General features: G+C 68.5%; 15 protein-coding genes and 1 tRNA gene. 6 read left to right on the plus strand and 10 right to left on the minus strand.

The features are described 5' to 3' along the window. Positions 1-92 precede the first annotated feature (92 nt). Positions 93-1,280: a beta-1,3-glucanase family protein gene (locus AORI_RS78095; protein WP_016337680.1), complete on the plus strand. Its 1,188-nt coding sequence runs from the start codon at positions 93-95 to the stop codon at positions 1,278-1,280. Positions 1,281-1,643: 363 nt separating this feature from the next. Here AORI_RS78095 and AORI_RS78100 read toward each other — a convergent pair whose 3' ends face one another. The 3 genes from AORI_RS78100 to AORI_RS78110 form a co-directional block, all read right to left on the minus strand. Next, positions 1,644-3,791: a terpene synthase family protein gene (locus AORI_RS78100; RefSeq protein ID WP_016337681.1), complete on the minus strand. Its 2,148-nt coding sequence runs from the start codon at positions 3,789-3,791 to the stop codon at positions 1,644-1,646. Between the two features lie 105 nt (positions 3,792-3,896). Further along, positions 3,897-4,676: a DUF3800 domain-containing protein gene (locus tag AORI_RS78105; protein WP_016337682.1), complete on the minus strand. Its 780-nt coding sequence runs from the start codon at positions 4,674-4,676 to the stop codon at positions 3,897-3,899. Between the two features lie 32 nt (positions 4,677-4,708). Continuing rightward, complete coding sequence (locus AORI_RS78110; RefSeq protein WP_016337683.1) at positions 4,709-5,500, minus strand: ArsR/SmtB family transcription factor; 792 nt, start codon at positions 5,498-5,500, stop codon at positions 4,709-4,711. Between the two features lie 135 nt (positions 5,501-5,635). Here AORI_RS78110 and AORI_RS78115 point away from each other — a divergent pair, with 135 nt between their 5' ends. Together AORI_RS78115 and AORI_RS78120 are read left to right on the plus strand one after the other, a co-directional pair. Then, on the plus strand, positions 5,636-6,010 hold the full coding sequence (locus tag AORI_RS78115; protein ID WP_016337684.1) for a hypothetical protein: 375 nt from the start codon (positions 5,636-5,638) through the stop codon (positions 6,008-6,010). 124 nt (positions 6,011-6,134) lie between these two features. Beyond that, positions 6,135-7,028 carry a TIGR03619 family F420-dependent LLM class oxidoreductase gene (locus tag AORI_RS78120; protein WP_016337685.1) on the plus strand — a complete coding sequence of 298 codons (894 nt, stop codon included), beginning with the start codon at positions 6,135-6,137 and terminating at the stop codon, positions 7,026-7,028. Positions 7,029-7,120: 92 nt separating this feature from the next. Here the strand turns inward: AORI_RS78120 and AORI_RS78125 are convergent. The 3 genes from AORI_RS78125 to AORI_RS82315 form a co-directional block, all read right to left on the minus strand. Further along, a tRNA-Thr gene (locus AORI_RS78125) sits at positions 7,121-7,193 on the minus strand. A gap of 246 nt (positions 7,194-7,439) precedes the next feature. Beyond that, positions 7,440-7,586 carry a hypothetical protein gene (locus AORI_RS84500; RefSeq protein ID WP_228688258.1) on the minus strand — a complete coding sequence of 49 codons (147 nt, stop codon included), beginning with the start codon at positions 7,584-7,586 and terminating at the stop codon, positions 7,440-7,442. A gap of 81 nt (positions 7,587-7,667) precedes the next feature. Continuing rightward, positions 7,668-8,471, minus strand: a complete 804-nt coding sequence (locus AORI_RS82315; protein WP_228688259.1) for an alkaline phosphatase D family protein — start codon at positions 8,469-8,471, stop codon at positions 7,668-7,670. Between the two features lie 149 nt (positions 8,472-8,620). Here AORI_RS82315 and AORI_RS78135 point away from each other — a divergent pair, with 149 nt between their 5' ends. The 3 genes from AORI_RS78135 (at position 8,621) to otsB (ending at position 14,284) form a co-directional block, all read left to right on the plus strand. Beyond that, positions 8,621-10,186: a threonine/serine exporter family protein gene (locus AORI_RS78135; RefSeq protein WP_016337687.1), complete on the plus strand. Its 1,566-nt coding sequence runs from the start codon at positions 8,621-8,623 to the stop codon at positions 10,184-10,186. 81 nt (positions 10,187-10,267) lie between these two features. Then, positions 10,268-11,719, plus strand: coding sequence for an alpha,alpha-trehalose-phosphate synthase (UDP-forming) (locus AORI_RS78140; protein WP_016337688.1), 1,452 nt, complete (start codon positions 10,268-10,270; stop codon positions 11,717-11,719). Positions 11,720-11,755: 36 nt separating this feature from the next. Beyond that, positions 11,756-14,284, plus strand: a complete 2,529-nt coding sequence (otsB, locus tag AORI_RS78145; protein ID WP_016337689.1) for a trehalose-phosphatase — start codon at positions 11,756-11,758, stop codon at positions 14,282-14,284. 79 nt (positions 14,285-14,363) lie between these two features. Here otsB and AORI_RS78150 read toward each other — a convergent pair whose 3' ends face one another. The 4 genes from AORI_RS78150 to AORI_RS78165 form a co-directional block, all read right to left on the minus strand. Then, a complete protein-coding gene (locus tag AORI_RS78150; protein ID WP_016337690.1) occupies positions 14,364-14,636 on the minus strand; it encodes a MoaD/ThiS family protein in 273 nt (90 codons plus the stop codon). Then, complete coding sequence (locus AORI_RS78155; protein ID WP_016337691.1) at positions 14,637-15,689, minus strand: WD40/YVTN/BNR-like repeat-containing protein; 1,053 nt, start codon at positions 15,687-15,689, stop codon at positions 14,637-14,639. 165 nt (positions 15,690-15,854) lie between these two features. Beyond that, on the minus strand, positions 15,855-16,811 hold the full coding sequence (locus AORI_RS78160; RefSeq protein WP_016337692.1) for a glycoside hydrolase family 6 protein: 957 nt from the start codon (positions 16,809-16,811) through the stop codon (positions 15,855-15,857). Positions 16,812-16,902: 91 nt separating this feature from the next. After that, positions 16,903-17,556, minus strand: coding sequence for a C39 family peptidase (locus tag AORI_RS78165; RefSeq protein WP_016337693.1), 654 nt, complete (start codon positions 17,554-17,556; stop codon positions 16,903-16,905). Between the last annotated feature and the right edge of the window lie 88 nt (positions 17,557-17,644).

Consider the following 17,644-nt stretch of genomic DNA (forward strand, 5'->3'; position numbering starts at 1 on the left):
GCCAAGGCCGGGAACGCGCCCCCGGCCGACATCCGCAAGCACCGCCGCGGCGCGTCCACGCTCCGCGGCGGGATTCCGCCGAGGAGTGAACTGTGCGCATCCGCAAGAAAGTCCGGCGCGTTTTGACCGCTTTGGCGGTCACCCTCCCCCTGGTCACCGGTGTTTCGGCGCTTTCGTCGTCCACCGCGGTCGCCGCGGGCCCCGATCCGCTGCCGCTGACCGTGACGAACAATTCGAACCGCTCCGACGCCGTCCACCTCTACGTGCTCGGCACGAACCTCAACACCGGGAAGCTCGGCTACGTCAATGCCGCCGGCGCCTTCACGCCGTGGCCTCCGGGCGCGAACCCGCCGAGCCCCGCGCCGGACGTCTCGATCGCGGGCCCCGGCAACGGCGGCTCGACCACGCTGCGGATCCCGCGCATGCTCTCGGGCCGGGTCTACCTGTCGTTCGGGCAGAAGATCAAGTTCTTCCTCACCCCGGACGGCCTGGTGCAGCCCGCGCCGTGGGCCGACGGCGACCCGAACCGCGACATCCTGTTCGACTGGAGCGAATTCACCTACGACAACGGCGGGCTGTTCATCAACAGCTCGCAGGTGGACATGTTCAGCGTGCCGCACGCCGTCGGGCTGACCAACGGGGCGGGCGCGAGCAAGGAGGCAGGCCGCTTGAAGCCCGGTGGCCGCGAGAGCATCTTCAACGCCGTCCAAGGCCAGTCCGGGTTCTCGAACCTGGTGTACAACCGGCTGCGGGTCCTCGCGCCGGGCAAGGGGCTCGACACCGGCAAGTTCAGCGGCAGCTACCTCGACGGTTACGTCACGAGCGCCTGGAACACCTACAAGTCGACACCGCTCACCGTGGTCCCGTTCGAGGCCGAACCCGGCAAGAAGTTCACCGGCCGGACCGGCGGGGACGACGTCCTGCGCTTCACCGACGCCTCGGGCGCCACGGTGGCGTCGTTCAGCAAGCCGAGCACCCGCGACGTCTTCAACTGCGACGGACGGCTGCACGCGCCGAACGACCAGGTCGTCGGCCCGATCGCGCGGACGCTGTGCGCGGCGCTGCACCGCTCGACGCTCGGCTCGCTGCACACGCAGCCGACGTACGACGCGGGCCAGTTCTACAAGCAGTCCGTGACCGACCACTACTCGCGGATCGTGCACGAGCAGATGGTCGACGGGAAGGCGTACGGCTTCGCCTTCGACGACGTCGGGCACTTCGAGTCGCTGGTGCACGACGGAGACCCGCGGACCGCGCGGATCACACTGACCGCGTTCTGACGGTTCGGCCTCAGGCGGGGCGTATTCCCGCTTGGCATCTGTCTAGGTGATTTCGTTGCTGCCGTGCGTGGGCTGAAGGCTCCCTTCACCGCGTCTGATGCGGCGAAAGGAGCCTTCAGCCCGATCACGGGTCGGGTCCGCGAAGGCCTCCTTGCCTACCCTGAAGGTAGTGAAGGAGACCTTCACTACCTTCAGAGATCGCCACCGGCAGCTCACCTGCACCAGCAAGCACAGCAATCACCACGGTGGCGCGTGAAGGCCCCAGTACATGAAGGCGCCCAACCCGGTGGTCGTGAGTGGCGTTTCGGCTTAGAACCCGAATCGCCACTCACGACCGGCTTCCGCGACACGCTCACGGGCCCGTCAGCGCGCCCCGCTCCCGATCCGCCAGGCCGACATACCGATCCCGCTCGGCACGAGCGAGAACGCCGGCGGCTCGGGAGCGTGGACGCGTGCCAGCTCCTCCGGCGTGTACCGCACGCATTTCCGGTGCCATTCCAGGATTCCGGCCATCCAGTCCTTCAGGTGGTCCGCGTATCCGGTGACCGCCGCGCGGACGTCGTCGCCGAGCCCGAGGTCGTCGCACATCCGCGGCAGGTCCTCGTCGGCGAGCTGCTCGAACTGCGTCATCCGCGCGTTCATCAGCCGGGCGGCGATGTCGCGGGCCTCGATCCGGTCAACCTCCAGGAACCGCTCGGCGACGTACACGAGGTTGTGCACCTCGCCCTCGTATTCGATCTCCTTCTGGTACGAGAACAGGTCGTTGGAGAAGGCCGCGTAATCCTGCGCCGCCGTGTCGAGTTCGAACAGCACGCGGTTCCCGAAGAGCTCGGCGGGCACGACGTCGCCGAGTTCGAGGAGCGCGAGACTCTTGGTGAGGTCGGAGCCGAACGTCCGGCGCCGCATCTCCACGTAGTCGACCGGATCGGGCACCCGGTTCTGCGCCTGGTTCCCGACCTCCCAGGCCCAGCTCGCGGTCATGCTCTCGACCGCCAGCCGGAAACCCGCGCGTGCGTGCGGGGACAGCGGTCCCGCGGTGCGGCCCCACAGGTCCACGAGGCCCACCTCGATCGGATTCGACGGCTTGGGCACCGGCTCACCTTCGAGTGGCATGAACAGGGAAAGCCGGTCGCTGCACAGCTTCGCGGCGACCGCGTCCCGTTTCGCCCCGAAGACCAGCGGGAAGTAGTCGTCGCCGTACGTGCCCCAGGTGAGCCAGTCGGTCGACAGCTTCAGCCCGTCGAGATCCGCGTCCGGATCGATCATCGCGGCGCAGTGCGCCAGGTCGATGCCGCGAAACCGGCGCTCGTCCCAGACCCCGCTCTCGAGCATCCCCATCTCGCGCGCCCAGCCGGGTGCGTATTCGCGCGCCGCGGCGAGGTGAGGGCTGGTGCGCACGGGGTACGGCATGCGGAATTCGGGCAACGGCAGGTGCCCGGTCTTCGCGAACGGCGGCGGCGCCTGCTGCCGCACCCGACGGCCGAGACCCAGCCCGTCGGCACCGGAGTCCGCACCCTCGTTCATGTACCGGCTCGAGCGGGTGTGCCATTCGTGCCCGCCGGACTGCCAGTCCTGCAGGCCTTTGACGTACAGGCCGACCGCGATCTGCTCGGACAGCGAGACGTCGCGCTCGGCGAGCAACGCGGGCACCTCGACGAGCGCGGTGTTCTCGAACTGCTGCAATCGCGAGGTCAGCAGGTCATTGGTGAGTTCGGCGGCTTCCTGCGTCGGGCAGTCGAGGAACTTCTCGAAGACGAGCACCGCGTTGGAGTTCTCGCCCTCTTCGCGCACTTCGCGTTGGTAGGAAAAGAGATCGTTGCGCAGGTGGACGGCGTCGGCGAACGTGTCGCGCAGCACCTCCATCGGCCTGGTCGCCGCGATCCTGTCCGGTACCTCGGCACCGACGGCGAACTCGATGAGGTTCGCCGACCACGGCGCCCCTCCGACGCGACGGCGCATCTGGACGTATTCGATGGGGTTCGCGATGCGGCCGCGGTCGATGTTGTCCAGTTCCCAGAGCGATTCGACCATCAGGTTGTGCGTACTGGTGACGAACCGCCGCCGCCAGGCTTCGGACATCGCGGGAATGGTGCGCGCCCAAAGATTCTCGAGCCCGGCTTCGGCGGGATTCCGCGGTTCGGGCGACCTTTCCCCCGGGCCGGTCATGAACAGTTCCAAGCGGTCCAAATAGGCCTTCGCGCCCTCGGTGTTGCGGGTGTACTTGAATTGCGCGAGGAAATCGTCGTCGAAGAAGAACACCCACACGTACCAGTCCGTGACCAGATCGAGGGACGACCCGTCACAGTCCGGATGGGTGTGCGCGCAGAGCAGCGCGTAATCCATTTTCGCCAGCGCCTGCTCGGTCCAGACGACGTCACCGGACGGCGATGGGGAATCGAGCATCCCCATTTCCCTGGCCCAGGCCATACTGTGCGCCCGCGCCGCTTCGAGGTGCGGATTCATCCTGGCCGGATACGGCACGTAGAACTCGGGCAAGGTGAAAGCCTGCATCGGCGACTGCCTCCCGGGCCGGGGTCGGATCCGTTCCGACGTTTCCAGCCCGCCGCCGCGCCGGGCAACCGTCCACCCGAGCGATTCGGTGCGCCATGGAGTGAATCAGTCCCAGATGGACTCCGGATCGACATACGGCGCGAGCAATCCGGTCAATATCGCGTCACCGTTCCCGGTCAATTCGTCCTCGGCGATCCGGCGGGCGGCGCCGACGAGGAAATCGGCGGCCTGCACCCGCGGATCGGTCCGTGAATCCACGAACTTCACCCCGGCCAATCCCGGACTCGCCTCGATCCGGGCGAGCCGGTCTCCTTTCAGCGACGGTTGTTCGTCGTGGACGAGGAAGACCGGCTCGCCTCCCGCGCTCCAGTACTCGATGGCGCGGAGGATCGCGGGCACCAGCGGATCGAGGGCATTGGCGTCACGCGCCCGGCTGACCTTCGCCCGCAATTCCGCGGTGTCCCCGGCCATCGCGAAGAACGACCCCGCCGACGGCTCCCGGCGGTTCCTGGTGCGCAGCACGTCGTTGAACGCGGCGAGCAGCTCGTCGTCCGGCCGGATTCCCGGGCCGGCGAGCGCGCGGAGTTCGTTCGCCAGCAGCCGCTTCTTGTCCACGAGGTACACGCGGGCACGCCCGTGGACCGGGCCGAGCGGACCGAGGAACCATTCGAGCACCCGCCGGTGCTTCGTGCGGAGAAGGTGGTTCGCCTTGTACTCGACCGCCGGCGAGCGGATCCTCCGCCGCAGTTCGGCCAGGCAGGCCGCGGCCTCTTCGAGGCTCAGCCGGACCCCCGCGTGCGCGAACACGCCGGTCCGCCCGCCGATCAGTTTCTCGCCCTCGGACCCGGACTCGTCGCAGGCGATCTCCAGGGGCACGCTGCGCATCGTGCCCGATCGCGAGGGCGCGGTCGACCGGGTTACGCGGGTTCGGGCAGCGGTTCGCCGGTCTCGAGCAGCGACTTGAGGCTCGACAGGATCGACGGCCAGCCGCCCTTGACCATCTCCAACGCGGTGCTACCCGGGTCGAAACCGTCGTGCACCACGGTCAGCTTCACCGTGTCGCCGACGGGTTCGAGGTCGAACGTCACCTTCGACCGCGACTCGGCCCGCAGCTTCGCCGACACGTCGTCGTCGAGCCCGACCGACTTGGCGAACTCCGGCGTGAAGGTGTGCCAGGTGTAGGACAGCCGCCGGTACGGGTCGGACTCGAGGACGACCTGTTCGGGATCCTCCAGCTTCACGCCGAGCTGCTCCCAGGCCATCGTCGACCCGGCCTTCCAGTCCGAGGTGAACTCGCAACCCCAGTACTGCTTGGTGAAGACCGGATCGGTGAGCGCCCGCCAAAGCCGCTCCGGCGTCGTCCTGATGTAGCTGGTGTACACGAATTCGTCGGTGCTCATGGGTTCCTGCTCCAATGCCTTCTTGAGGTCGGCGAGCGCGTCGACCCGGCCCTGGTGGTACCGGTCGATCCAGCGCTCGGCGATCGCGTTGATCGGCTCCGCGTTCACGTAGTGCAACTTCTCGCGGCCACGCCACACCGTCGTCACGAGATTCGCCGCTTCCAGCACGGCCAGATGCTTGCTGACCGACTGCCGCGCCATGTCCAGCCCCGCGCACAGCTCGCGCAGGGTCTGCCCGTTGCGGGCGTTCAGGTCGTCGAGCAACCGGCGCCTGCTCGGGTCGGCCAGTGCCTTGAAGACCTCGTCCATGCCGCTCTCCCTGATATGCAGCCTCGCGGCTGCCTTTGCAGATTAGGCAGCCGAGCGGCTGCATGTCAAGCCACGCGTCACGTTTCCGGCGGCTCCCTCGTCCACGTGGTGACACCTCCACACGAAGGAGTTCACATGCCGACCCCGTTGCGCGTCGCGATCGCCGTGCAGACCCTGGCCGTCTTCCTCACCCCGATCTCCGCCGGCCTCCTGCTGACCGTGCCGAGTGGCCACACCCTGCACAGCGCCACGGCCTACACGCTGTTCGTCGTCGCGACGCTGCACGTGCTCATCGCGATCCTCGTGTGGCGGCCGGGCGGCGGCTCCGCCAAGCCGATCCTGCCCGCGGCCGTGTTCCTCGGTCTCACGCTGGTGCAGGTGTTCCTCGGGATCGCGCACGCGACGGCGGTCCACGTCCCGCTCGGCGTCCTGCTGTTCGGCTTCAGCCTCGTGCAGCTGAGCCGGATCCGGCCCCTGCCACGGGAAGCAGCGGTCACGGCGGCGCCTTGATGACCGCGGTGAAAGTCTGCCGATCCATGTGTCCCCTCATCCGAGATACTTGAACGCGCAACCAAATGCGAGTACTAGTGGCACCAAGGCCGAGACGGCCCGTCCATACCTCAGGGGAGTATCGATGCGTCTTGGGTTCAGCCTTCCGGTGTTCGGCAAGGCGGCGGCCACACCAGGTGGGATCGCGCGGTACGCGCGTACGGCGGAGCAGGCCGGGGCGGCCAGTCTCTGGGTCGGCGACCGGTTGCTGTCGCCGGTAAACCCGGAGGTGGCCTACCCGGGCTACGACACCATGCCCGAGGAGTTTTGGACCGCCCAGGATCCGTTCACCGCACTGGCCGTCGCCGCCGCCGTGACCGAAACCGCGATCCTCGGGTCCAGCACCATCAACGCGACGCAGTACCAGCCTGCCAACTTCGCCAGGCTGCTGACCAGCATCGACGTGGCCAGCAACGGCCGGCTGCTCCCCGGCCTGGGCATCGGCTGGTCACCCGACGAATACGCGGCCGTCGGCGTTCCGATGGCGGAACGCGGCAAGCGGCTGGACGACCTACTCGATCTTCTCGACACCTGGTGGACCAAGGACACCGTGTCACACAACGGCATCGGCTACACGATTCCGGAGACCCACGTCCACCTGAAACCGGTACGCAAGCCGCCCGTACACCTGGCCGGGTTCGGCGAGAGGGCACTGCGCCGGGTCGCCGAGCGGGCGGACGGCTGGCTGCCGGTCTGGACGGTGCCCGAAACCATCCCCGCCGACATGCTCACCTCCACCCTGGCCAAGATCCGGGCCGACGCCGAACAAGCCGGTCGCGACCCGCGGACACTGGGCGTGGCGCTGCGAGTGAATGCCGCCCCGGACACGAAGCCGGAACTCATCGCCGAATCGGTGACGAAGATCGTCGCGACACTTGCGCCGGACCACACCTTCGTCGACCTCACCTACCTGACCAGCAGCGTAGAGGAACACATCGACCTCACCGGCCGCCTACTGGAACTGACCGCCCGAGGCTGAAAGCGGCACGCCGGTGAAAACGGAGACGAAACGGAGCCCATAGGGCCATGAACAGGTCTCGCGAAACGCGAGGCATCACCATGTCGATCTTGAGCCGCCAAGGGGGCTCGAACCCCTGACCTTCTGTTTACAAGACAGATGCTCTACCAGCTGAGCTATAGCGGCCTTGCCCAGGACAACCTGGGCAAGGCAAGTATATCGGCGCCCGTTCAGCGCTCCGCAGGGCGCACCCGCGGGTCCCCGGCCACTGTCCGGAAGGCGTGCCCGAACGTCACGGCGGTCGCCGGGTCGCGGCGGTCGATGACGTAGTACCAGTGGGGTCCGGGGTCACTTCGAGGACGCCCGCGCCGTGCGAGTCGAGTTCCACGAAGCGCACGTGCGGGTTCAGCGCGCGGATCGCGGCTTCGACCTTCAGCGAGCCGGTCCGCGGCGGGACGCCTCGTCGATGTTGTCCGAGGTGACCGACGGGTACACGAACTCGACGGCGACGCTCGCTGCGTCCCGCGGCACGTCGTTCGCCCAGGGGGCGATGGTGTCGAGGACCCGGCGGCGTCCCATTGGTCGGTGTTGAGCGTGGCCGGCCGTCGAGCGCAGGCAGGGCGGGGATCTTGATCGGCGTGACCATCACCGAGTTCCCGATCAGGTTCCAGGACGCGGTCCCGCGCGCGAGGCCGCCCAGTCACCCTCGGTCGCCGGGTGGTGTGACGGCGATCCGCCGGACCAGGCGTTGTCGGCGACCTCGTGGTCGTCCCAGGTCGCGATCATCGGGTGGCGGGCGTGCAGCCGCCGCAGGTGCTCGTCGGTCTTGTACATCGCGTGACGTTGTCGGTAATCCGCCAGGGTGATCAACTCATTGGGCGGTACCGAAGGCCGAAGATCACCCGCAGGGTTGGGACTCCCTTCGTAGAGGTAGTCACCCAGGTGAATGAAGGCGTCCAGATCGTCGCGGCCGGACAGATAGCCGTAGGGGGCGAAGTGACCGACAGCCCAGTTCGCACACGAGACCACGCCGAAGCGCAGGCTCTCGACGTCCTCGTCGCGCGAAGGCGCCGTGCGGGTCCGGCCGGTCTGCGAGACCTTCCCCTGAGACGTGAACCGGTACCAATACCCGGTCGCCGCGCGCAGCCCGCCCGCCGTCACCTTCACCGTGTGGTCGCGTTCCGGCCCGGTCCGAAGGTGACCGCGAGCGACGACGCGCGCGAAGCCGGCATCGGCGGCCACCGCCGCCCCTTTTCCGGATCCCGGAACCGCCTCAGGCGAAGGGGTGACGCGGGTCCAGAGAAGGACCGAATCGGGCATCGGGTCTCCCGAAGCCACCCCATGCGCGAAAACCGGGGCCTCCGCCCCGTTAGATACACCCGAAAGGGTGAACGTCGCCGCGGTTCCGGCGGCTGTCACGCCGACCGCGCGAAGAACGGAACGCCTGCTCACAGCGGACGTCATGGCATGCCGTGTGCCGTAAACCGGCAAGGTCTCGATGATCTTCCTCCGACGTGGTGGACGCCACTTCAGGTTTCCTGCAACGGTCGAGGCACCGCCCCCGATGCTCCTCGGGAAAGTCCCTCGAACCAGAGTGAGGAGGTGGATCGATCATGAAGATCAACGAGCACACCACGGGAGCCAAGCGCGGCGAACGCGGTGTCGAAAAGAACCAGGACGAAACACCCGAACGTGGCGAATGGCTGCTGGAAGCGCCGCGCCAGCGTGACGGAGAGCGATCGATCCCCCAGACTCGCTCGCACCGGCCGAATCTGCTGCGCCGCCGTGCCTGGCAGATCCTCGAAGCGCCGACGGCCGAGCAGCCCGCCGTCGACGTCGACGAGGCGATGGGCCCGCAGCCGCCGGACGACACAACGGTCAACTTCGTCCTGGATCTCGTCCTGCGCATCGGCGAGGTCCAGATGTCGAGCGGCGCCGGCGCCTCCGACGTCACCGCGACGATCATCGCGCTTACCTCCGCGCTCGGCCTCCCGCACTGCGAGGTCGACGTGATCTTCACGTCGATCACGGTGACCTGCCACCGCGGCACCGACATGGCACCGGTGACGGCGCTGCGCGTGGTCCGTTCGCGCAGCCTCGACTACACGCGGCTCACCCAGACCGAGACCCTGGTCCGCCGGATCGTGCGCGGCAACATCGGCGCCGAAGAGGCCCAGCAGGAACTGCAGCGGATCACGACCGCGCCGCACCCGTACCCCCGTTGGGTGGCCACGGCCGCTTGGGGCGGGCTGGCCGCGTTCATCACCCTGATCCTCGGCGGCAGCATCGACGTCGCCCTGGTCGCGCTGGTGATCAGCGCGGTCATCGACCGGCTCGGCCGGTTCTTGAACCGCTTCGCGCTGCCGTTCTTCTTCCAGCAGGTGATCGGCGGTCTGGTCGCGACGCTGTCCGCGATGGCGATAGTCAGCAGCAACCTGCTCACCACGGACAAACCCACGCTGGTCGTCGCGGCGGCCGTCACCGTGCTGCTGTCCGGGCTCTCCACGGTTTCCGCCGTGCAGGATGCCATCACCGGCTACTACGTCACGGCGGCCGGGCGCACGACCGAGACCGCGCTGATGAGCGCCGGGCTGATCGCGGGCGTGGTGCTCGCCCTGAAGATCGCGGTACTGCTCGGCCTGCCGCTGACCCCGCTGCCCGAGGTCGTTTCCTCGACCCCGCAGCAGTTGCCGATCATCGTCATCGGCAGCGTCGGCGCGTCGGCCTGCTTCGCGCTGGCCTCGTATTCGACCCTGCGCGCGATGATCGTCGCGGGAGCGGCCGGGGCGATCGGCGGCGCCGTGTACGGCGCGCTGATGCTGACCGATTTCCAGGCCGTCAGCTCCTCCGCGGTCGCCGCGACACTGGTCGGTTTCTGCGGCGGCGTGCTCGCCAGGCGCCTCAAGGTGACGCCGCTCGTGGTGGCTGTGTCCGGCATCACGCCCCTTCTCCCCGGCCTCTCCACCTATCGTGGTCTATACCAATTGGGCGTCGAACCCGGCGGGAACATCTCGACGCTGATGACCGCGGTCGCGATCGGGCTTGCCCTGGCAGCGGGTGTGGTACTCGGCGAATACCTGGCGCAACCGGTGCGCACGGGGCTCGGCAGGCTGGAACGCAAATTCGCCGGGCCGCGGATGGCGGGTCCGCTGGAACCCGCCGAACGACGCTTGGAGTGATCGCTCGGCGACGGGCCGCGGCCTCCTCGCGCGATAGGGTTTCCGCTTAGGGCAGCGACCCGCGATTCGAGGGAGCGGCTGGTGGACGAAGTGATTGCCGAGACGAGCAGAACGGCCTCCGCGGATTTCGTGGTGGTGGCGAACCGGCTCCCGGTGGACCTCGAACGGACCGCCGACGGAAGCAGGCGCTGGACGGCGAGCCCGGGCGGGCTGGTGTCCGCGCTCGAACCGTTCCTGCGGTCACGCAAGGGAGCCTGGGTCGGGTGGCCCGGTGTGCCCGACGTCGACGTCGAGGAGTTCGACGACGACGGCTTGGTGCTGCACCCGGTCTCCCTGACGTCGGACGACGTCCGCGACTACTACGAAGGTTTCTCCAACGCGACGCTCTGGCCGCTGTACCACGACGTGGTGGCGCGGCCGGTGTTCGACCGGAGCTGGTGGGAGTCCTACGTCCGGGTGAACCGGCGCTTCGCCGAGGCGAGCGCGAAGGTCGCCGCCGAGGGCGCGACCGTGTGGATCCAGGACTACCAGCTGCAGCTGGTCCCGGCGATGCTCCGCGAGCTGCGTCCGGATCTCCGGATCGGGTTCTTCCTGCACATCCCGTTCCCCCCGGTCGAGTTGTTCATGCAGATGCCGTGGCGGACCGAGATCGTCCGCGGCCTGGTCGGGGCCGACCTCGTCGGTTTCCACCGGCCGGGTGGCGCGCAGAACTTCCTCTGGCTGGCGCGGCAGCTGGCCGGTCTCGAATCCAGCCGCGGCGCGGTCGGCATCCGCACCCGCCCCGGCCTGATGCAGGTCGGCGACCGCACGGTGCGGGTCGGCGCGTTCCCGATCTCCATCGACGCCATCGGCCTCGACAAACTCGCCAAGACCAAGGGCGTCGCCGAACGCGCCGCCCAGCTGCGCCGTGACCTGGGCAATCCGAAGAAGGTGCTGCTCGGCGTCGACCGGCTCGACTACACGAAGGGCATCGACCTGCGGTTGCAGGCGCTGCACGAGTTGCTGCACGAGGGCCGCGTCCGTCCGGAGGACGTCACGTTCGTCCAGCTGGCCACGCCGAGCCGCGAGCGCGTCGAGCACTACCAGCGGATGCGCGGCGACATCGAGCAGATGGTCGGGCGGATCAACGGGGAGTTCGCGCGCGTCGGTCACCCGGTCGTGCATTATCTGCATCAGTCCGTGAACCGGACGGAACTGGCCGCGTTCTTCTCCGCGGCCGACGTCATGGTGGTCACTCCCCTGCGTGACGGGATGAACCTCGTCTGCAAGGAGTACGTCGCCTGCCGCCACGACCTGGGCGGTTCGCTCGTGCTTTCGGAGTTCGCCGGCGCCGCGGCGGAGCTGACCAGCGCGCTCCTGGTCAACCCGCATGATCTGGACGGGGTGAAGAACGCCTTGGAGACTGCCATTACGCTCGACCCCGCAGAGGGACGCCGCCGTATGCGCGCCATGCGTCGACAGGTCCTCACGCATGACGTCGACCGCTGGGCGCGCTCGTTCCTCCAAGCGCTCGGTGCCGAACCGGCCGACTAATCCCCCTACCCCGCATAGTTTCCCGAGGAGAAATCGTTGACCGCCGAGGCACTGCCCGCCGAGCTGCGGCGTGCGATCGTTCAGGTCGCGCGCACCCCGCGGCTGCTGGTCGCCTGCGACTACGACGGCACGCTGGCTCCGATCACGGCCAACCCGGACGAAGCCCGTCCCCTGCCCGAATCGGTGGGCGCGCTCAGGTCGCTGGCCGGCCTGCACGAGACGACCACCGCGGTCATCTCGGGCCGCGCGCTGCGTGATCTCGCCACTCTTTCCCGCCTTCCGGCCGAGGTGAACCTGGTCGGCAGCCACGGATCCGAGTTCGACATCGGCTTCATCCACGCGCTCGACGACAAGGCCCGCGAACTCCACAGACGGCTGGAGGCCGAGCTGGAGAACCTGGTGCTCGACGTGCCGGGTGTCTCGCTCGAGGTCAAGCCCGCCAGCATCGCGGTGCACGTCCGCCGCGCCGAGCACGAGGCGGGCCGCCGGGTCCTTCGCGATGTCCACAATGGACCTTCGAAGTGGGAGGGCGTGTCCACGACCGACGGCAAGGAGGTCGTCGAGCTCGCGGTCGTCCAGACGGACAAGGGCCGCGCGCTGGACACCCTGCGCCACCAGGTCGGCGCGACGGCGGCGGTCTTCCTCGGCGACGACGTCACCGACGAGAAGGCGTTCGCCCGGATCTCCGGCCCGGATCTCGGCGTGAAGGTCGGCGACGGCGAAAGCCTCGCCCAGTACCGGGTTCCGGACACCGTCGACGTCGCGATGGTGCTCGCCTTCCTGCTCGAAGAGCGGCGCAACTGGCTCTACGGCGAGCAGGCTCCGCCGATCGAGCGGCTTTCGCTGCTGGCCAACGAACGTTCGGTCGCGCTGGTCACGCCGGACGCCCGGCTGACCTGGCTGTGCCACCCCGGCCCCGACGCGCCCGCGATCTTCGCGGATCTGCTCGGCGGTGCCGGCGCGGGCCACTTCTCGATCAAGCCGCACCGCAACGGCCTGCCGCTCGGGCAGCGTTACCTGCCGAACACGATGACCGTCGAGACCCGCTGGTCGCGGCTGCTCGTCACCGACTACCTCGAGCCAGAGAGCCCCGCGCACCGCACGGATCTCGTCCGGGTGATCTCGGGCGAGACGGCGGCGGAGATCGTGTTCGCGCCGCGGCCCGAATTCGGCGGTGTGCCGGTGAAGCTGGTCGCCGAGGGCGACGGGATCCTGGTGCAGGGCACCTCGGAACCGTTCGCGCTGCGCTCGCCGGGAGTGACGTGGGAGATCACCTCCGACGGCATGAACGACACCGCGACCGCGCTCGTCACCCCCTCGCCGGAGAACCCGGTGGTGCTCGAACTCCGTTGCGGCACTTCGGATCTCGGTGAGCACGAACTGTCCGAAGTGGAGCGACGGGCCCGCGCGGGCGACTACTGGAGCACCTGGGCGCGGACGCTCAAGCTGCCCAGCGTCCAGACCGATCTCGTCGGCCGCTCGGCGCTCACCCTGCGCGGCCTGGTGAACACCGACACCGGCGGGGTGCTCGCGGCGGCGACCTCCTCGCTGCCGGAGGAGATCGGCGGCGTCCGCAACTGGGACTACCGCTACTGCTGGATCCGCGACGCGGCCATGACCGTGCGCGAACTGGTCCACCTCGGCTCGACCGAAGAGGCCGAAGGCTACCTGCGGTGGCTGCACGGCGTTCTGTCCACTTTGGCCGGTCCGGAACGGCTGCACCCGCTGTACACCTTGGCGGGCAGCGTGATCGGCGCCGAAGCGGTCATCGAATCGCTGCCCGGATACGCCGGTTCGCGGCCGGTCCGCGTCGGCAACCTGGCAAACCACCAGGTGCAGCTGGACGTGTTCGGCCCGGTCGTCGAACTCGTGCAGACGCTCGCGGAGGCGCGCGGTGAACTGCGCGACGAGGACTGGCAGATGGTGCGCGCGATGGCCGAGGCCGTCACGCGGCGCTGGAACGAGCCGGACCACGGCATCTGGGAGGAGCGGCACGTGCCGCGCCACCGGGTGTACTCGCGGGTGATGTGCTGGGTGACCATCGACCGGGCGATCAAACTGGGCGAGGTCTACGGCCGTGAGGTGCCGGGCGCGTGGCCTTCGCTGCGCGACGAGATCGCCGCGGACGTGCTGGAGAAGGGCTGGAACGAAGAGGTCCAGGCCTTCACCACCGCCTACGACGGAACGGACCTCGACGCCGCATCGCTGTTCGTCGGGCTGACCGGGCTGATCGATCCGGCCGACCCGCGTTTCCAGTCCACGGTGACCGCGATCGAGGCGGAACTGCGCAGTGGGTCCACCGTGTACCGGTACCGCCGCGACGACGGCCTTCCCGGCGGCGAGGGTGGTTTCCACATCTGCGCGGCCTGGCTCATCGAGGCGTACCTGCTCACCGGGCGGCGCACCGAGGCGGAGGAACTGTTCACGCAGATCGTCGACGCCGCGGGCCCGACCGGCCTGCTGCCCGAGCAGTTCGACCCGATCGCGGAGCGCTCGCTGGGCAACCACCCGCAGGCGTACTCGCACATCGGGCTGATCCGGTGCGCGAACCTGCTTTCCCAGTAGTTCGGCTCATATGTCAGGAAAGGGTCGTTCAGGACGTTTTTCGTCCTGAACGACCCTTTCCTGACGTTCAGGCGGACGCTCAGCCCCCGGCGACCGACGGAATGATCTGGACTTCCTCCGCCTCCGCGAGCGAGGTCTTCGCACCGTCCAGACGGCGGCACTCCTCACCGTCCACATAGAAGTTCACGTACCGCCGCAGCGCGCCCGTCTCGTCGCGCAAACGCCGTTCCAGCGCGGGGAAACCGGCGCCGAGCGAGTCCAGGACCGCGTCGAGCGTCGGTGCGTCGACGTCGAGCGTCCCCGCCCCGCCCGCGAGCGGCCGCAGCATCGCGGGCAGCAGGACCCGGACCATCTAGACCACCTGGGCCCGGACACACAGCACGTCCGGCAGATGCGCGGCCACCTGATGCCAGGTTTCGCCCCCGCCGGGGCCTGCCCACACTTCACCGGATCGCGTGCCGAAATAGATGCCGTCCCGCGCGTCGGCGCACATGCCGTCCCGGAGCACACCGGCGTAGAAACCCTTGTCCGGCAAGCCGTTTCCGAGCGCCGTCCAGGTCTCGCCCGCGTCCTCGCTGCGGTAGACGCGGCAGCGGCCCTCCGGCGGGAACCGGAGCACGTCGGCCACCAACGGGAAGTTGTAGACGGTGTCCGGCTCGGCCGGATGGACGACCATGGCGAACCCGAAGTCGTTCGGCAGCCCGCCGTCGATCGACTTCCAGGTCTTCGCGTCGTCGTCGCTGCGGTAGACGCCGCCGTGGTTCTGCAGGAAGAACCGTTCGGGCCGGGCCGGATGCATCGCGACCTTGTGCACGCACTGCCCGAATTCAGGTTCCTCGTCGGGCAGGAATCCCGCACTGATCCCGCGGTTCGACGCCGTCCAGCTCTTGCCGCCGTCCTCGGTGCGGTAGACGCCGCCCGTCGACATGGCGACGGTGATCCGCTGGGAGTCGGTGGGATGCGGCAGGATCGTGTGGATCATCTGGCCGCCGCCACCGGGAGTCCAGTGTGGACGGTGCTCGTGATCCCACAGTCCGCGTACGAGCTCGAAGGTCTCGCCGCCGTCCTCGGACCGGAACAGCGCGGACGGCTCGACACCGGCGTAGACGACGTCCCCGGCGAGCACGAGCTGCCAGATGCCTTCGAGCGCGGTCTCCGTGTCGGCGGGGAAGGCGACCGGGGCGTGATCGGGCTCGGACCAGGTCTCGCCGAAGTCCTCCGACGTCGCGATGGTCGGGCCGAAGTGTTCGTTGACCGCGGCCGCGTGGATCTTGCCGGGGGTCAGCGCGACCGCGCGCACGGCCTCCATCGGGAACTTCGGCTCGGAGAGTTCCCAGTTCTCGCGATCCTCGCTGCGGGCGAGGAACAAGCCCTTCCTGGTACCGATCCCCAGCTGGAACTCCACGACGCCGTCCTCCTCGCTCCGGTTATGTGACCCAGGTCACCGTACTACCGGAAGGGCGGAAATGGAGGCGTCGCGCCGGCTGCTGTCCAAGGGGTCGTGGCCTTCGCCTTCTCGGGAGAACGAGGGTCACGGACGAGCAGCCGGCGCGACGGGCTTTCAGGGCGGTCAGGTGCCGCTGATCAGGCGCAGAGCGAGGTCGGGGCTGAACTGACCGGCTTCGACGTTCGGCGCGATCCCGCACTTGCCGTCGGAGTCGCCGGGCACCTTGACCCAGAGCAGCATCTCGGCGCCGCCGCCGGTCTGCGAGGTCGCCCCGAGCTTGCGCCCGGCCGGGTTGCACCATTCGGAGCCCAGCGGGCCGTTGCCGTTGCGGCTCGTGTCGATCACGAACGGCTTGGTGTAGCCGTACTTGCTCGACAGCGCGGCGCTGACGGCCTTGCCGTAGTTCGCCGAGTCGGTGGTGGTCTTGTAGTTCGACACGTTGATCGCGAGACCGCGGATCGACTTCACCCCGACGGCGTTGAGCCGGTCGGCCATGGTCGCGGCCGGGATCCAGGTCGAGTTGCCGCCGTCCATGTAGGCCCAGGTGTTCGGGGCCTTCGCGGCGAACTGCTCCGCGGCGTACTTGAGGAGGTCGAGGCGGGTCTGGCGCTCACCGGTGGGCAGGCAGTCGACCTGCGCGAGCGCGTCCGGCTCGATGACGACGACCGCGGGCTTGCCGCCGATGCCGTCCGCGAAGTTCGAGATCCAGGTGCGGTACGCCTCCGGGCTGCCCGCGCCGCCACCGGAGTGACCGCCGCAGTCGCGGCCGGGGATGTTGTACGCGACCAGGATCGGCAGCTTGTCCGCGACGTCGGCGGCGTAGGTGTAGCCGTCGACGGCCTTCTTGACGTCGCCGCTCCAGTTGCCGAACCAGCGCGCGCCCGCCTTGGTGGAGATGGCGGCCTTGATCTTGTCGGCGGTGCTGCCCGGGTGGTCCCTGACCCAGACCGCGGGGTTGGAGTTCGGGTCGACGTAGAAGCCGTTGGTCTTCTCGAGCGGGTTGCCGTCGGCGGCCATGGCCGGCGTGGCGGCCAGGGCCAGCAGCGAGGCGGCCAGCAGACCGAGCGTCTTGATGCGCATGTGGCCCAGCTTCGGGTCCTCCCGTACAAGATTCGTACAACCCACGCGTTTCGTCCTCCGGACGCGTCCAGAGGACGAAACGCGGCGTGGGTCAGGCCGAGTAGCCCTTCGGCGGGATCAGGGTGGCGAGCTGGTTGAAGGTGAGCCAGTAGATCTGGTTGCCGCCGAAGTTGGCCGGGTCGGCGATCTTCACCGTCATGTTGTCGCTGTTGTAGCCGATGATCGTGAAGTAGTGGTAGATCGTGTAGTTCGGGTAGCCCGGCGGGTGGTTGTTCGCCGGGGCGACGATGTTCGCGACGATCGCGTAGCCCTTGTCGATGTCCAGCACGATGTCGCGCCACAGCAGGTCGCGCTGCGCCTGCGTCGGCGGGTCGTTCGGCATCTCCTTGGTCTCGTACCAGCCACCGGCGACGTGGTTGTTGAGGACGCGGGTGACCTGCCCGATCCAGTCGGTGCCGTTGGTGGTGGTCGGCAGTTCGTTCGCGAGCTGCTGCTGGCTCGGCGGATTGCCGTTCTTGGCCGAAATGGCGATCCGGGTGGCGGCCGGGCCGCACCAGTACCCGGTTTCCTGGATCTGGTACTGGATGTTGAGCTCTGCGGCCGCCCTGACCCCTTCGACCTTGGCGGGCGGCGCCATCGACTCCACATCGACGACTGTTTTACCTTGAGCGACGGCCACCGCCGGAGCGGTGATCAACGCGGACGCCGCGAGCGCGGCGACGACCACGATCCTGAGTCGACGCATGGTAATCCTTCCCCAGTTTCACTTTTGAATGGTGAATAGTGAACATGATCTCCGGTCGCGCGGCTTTTGTCTGCGGCTTCACCTGCGC

The sequence above is a fragment of the Amycolatopsis keratiniphila genome, from assembly GCF_000400635.2.
GTDB classification, from domain to species: Bacteria; Actinomycetota; Actinomycetes; order Mycobacteriales; family Pseudonocardiaceae; genus Amycolatopsis; species Amycolatopsis keratiniphila.

Bases quoted from the DNA above. Each gene is read 5' to 3' on its own strand.
- AORI_RS78165 (WP_016337693.1), bottom strand. From the start codon at position 17,556: ATGCGTCGACTCAGGATCGTGGTCGTCGCCGCGCTCGCGGCGTCCGCG.
- AORI_RS78110 (WP_016337683.1), bottom strand. From the start codon at position 5,500: ATGGACGAGGTCTTCAAGGCACTGGCCGACCCGAGCAGGCGCCGGTTG.
- AORI_RS84500 (WP_228688258.1), bottom strand. From the start codon at position 7,586: ATGGGACGCCGCCGGGTCCTCGACACCATCGCCCCCTGGGCGAACGAC.
- AORI_RS78120 (WP_016337685.1), top strand. From the start codon at position 6,135: ATGCGTCTTGGGTTCAGCCTTCCGGTGTTCGGCAAGGCGGCGGCCACA.
- AORI_RS78115 (WP_016337684.1), top strand. From the start codon at position 5,636: ATGCCGACCCCGTTGCGCGTCGCGATCGCCGTGCAGACCCTGGCCGTC.
- AORI_RS78135 (WP_016337687.1), top strand. From the start codon at position 8,621: ATGAAGATCAACGAGCACACCACGGGAGCCAAGCGCGGCGAACGCGGT.
- AORI_RS78100 (WP_016337681.1), bottom strand. From the start codon at position 3,791: ATGCAGGCTTTCACCTTGCCCGAGTTCTACGTGCCGTATCCGGCCAGG.
- AORI_RS78105 (WP_016337682.1), bottom strand. From the start codon at position 4,676: ATGCGCAGCGTGCCCCTGGAGATCGCCTGCGACGAGTCCGGGTCCGAG.
- AORI_RS82315 (WP_228688259.1), bottom strand. From the start codon at position 8,471: ATGACGTCCGCTGTGAGCAGGCGTTCCGTTCTTCGCGCGGTCGGCGTG.
- AORI_RS78160 (WP_016337692.1), bottom strand. From the start codon at position 16,811: ATGCGCATCAAGACGCTCGGTCTGCTGGCCGCCTCGCTGCTGGCCCTG.
- AORI_RS78150 (WP_016337690.1), bottom strand. From the start codon at position 14,636: ATGGTCCGGGTCCTGCTGCCCGCGATGCTGCGGCCGCTCGCGGGCGGG.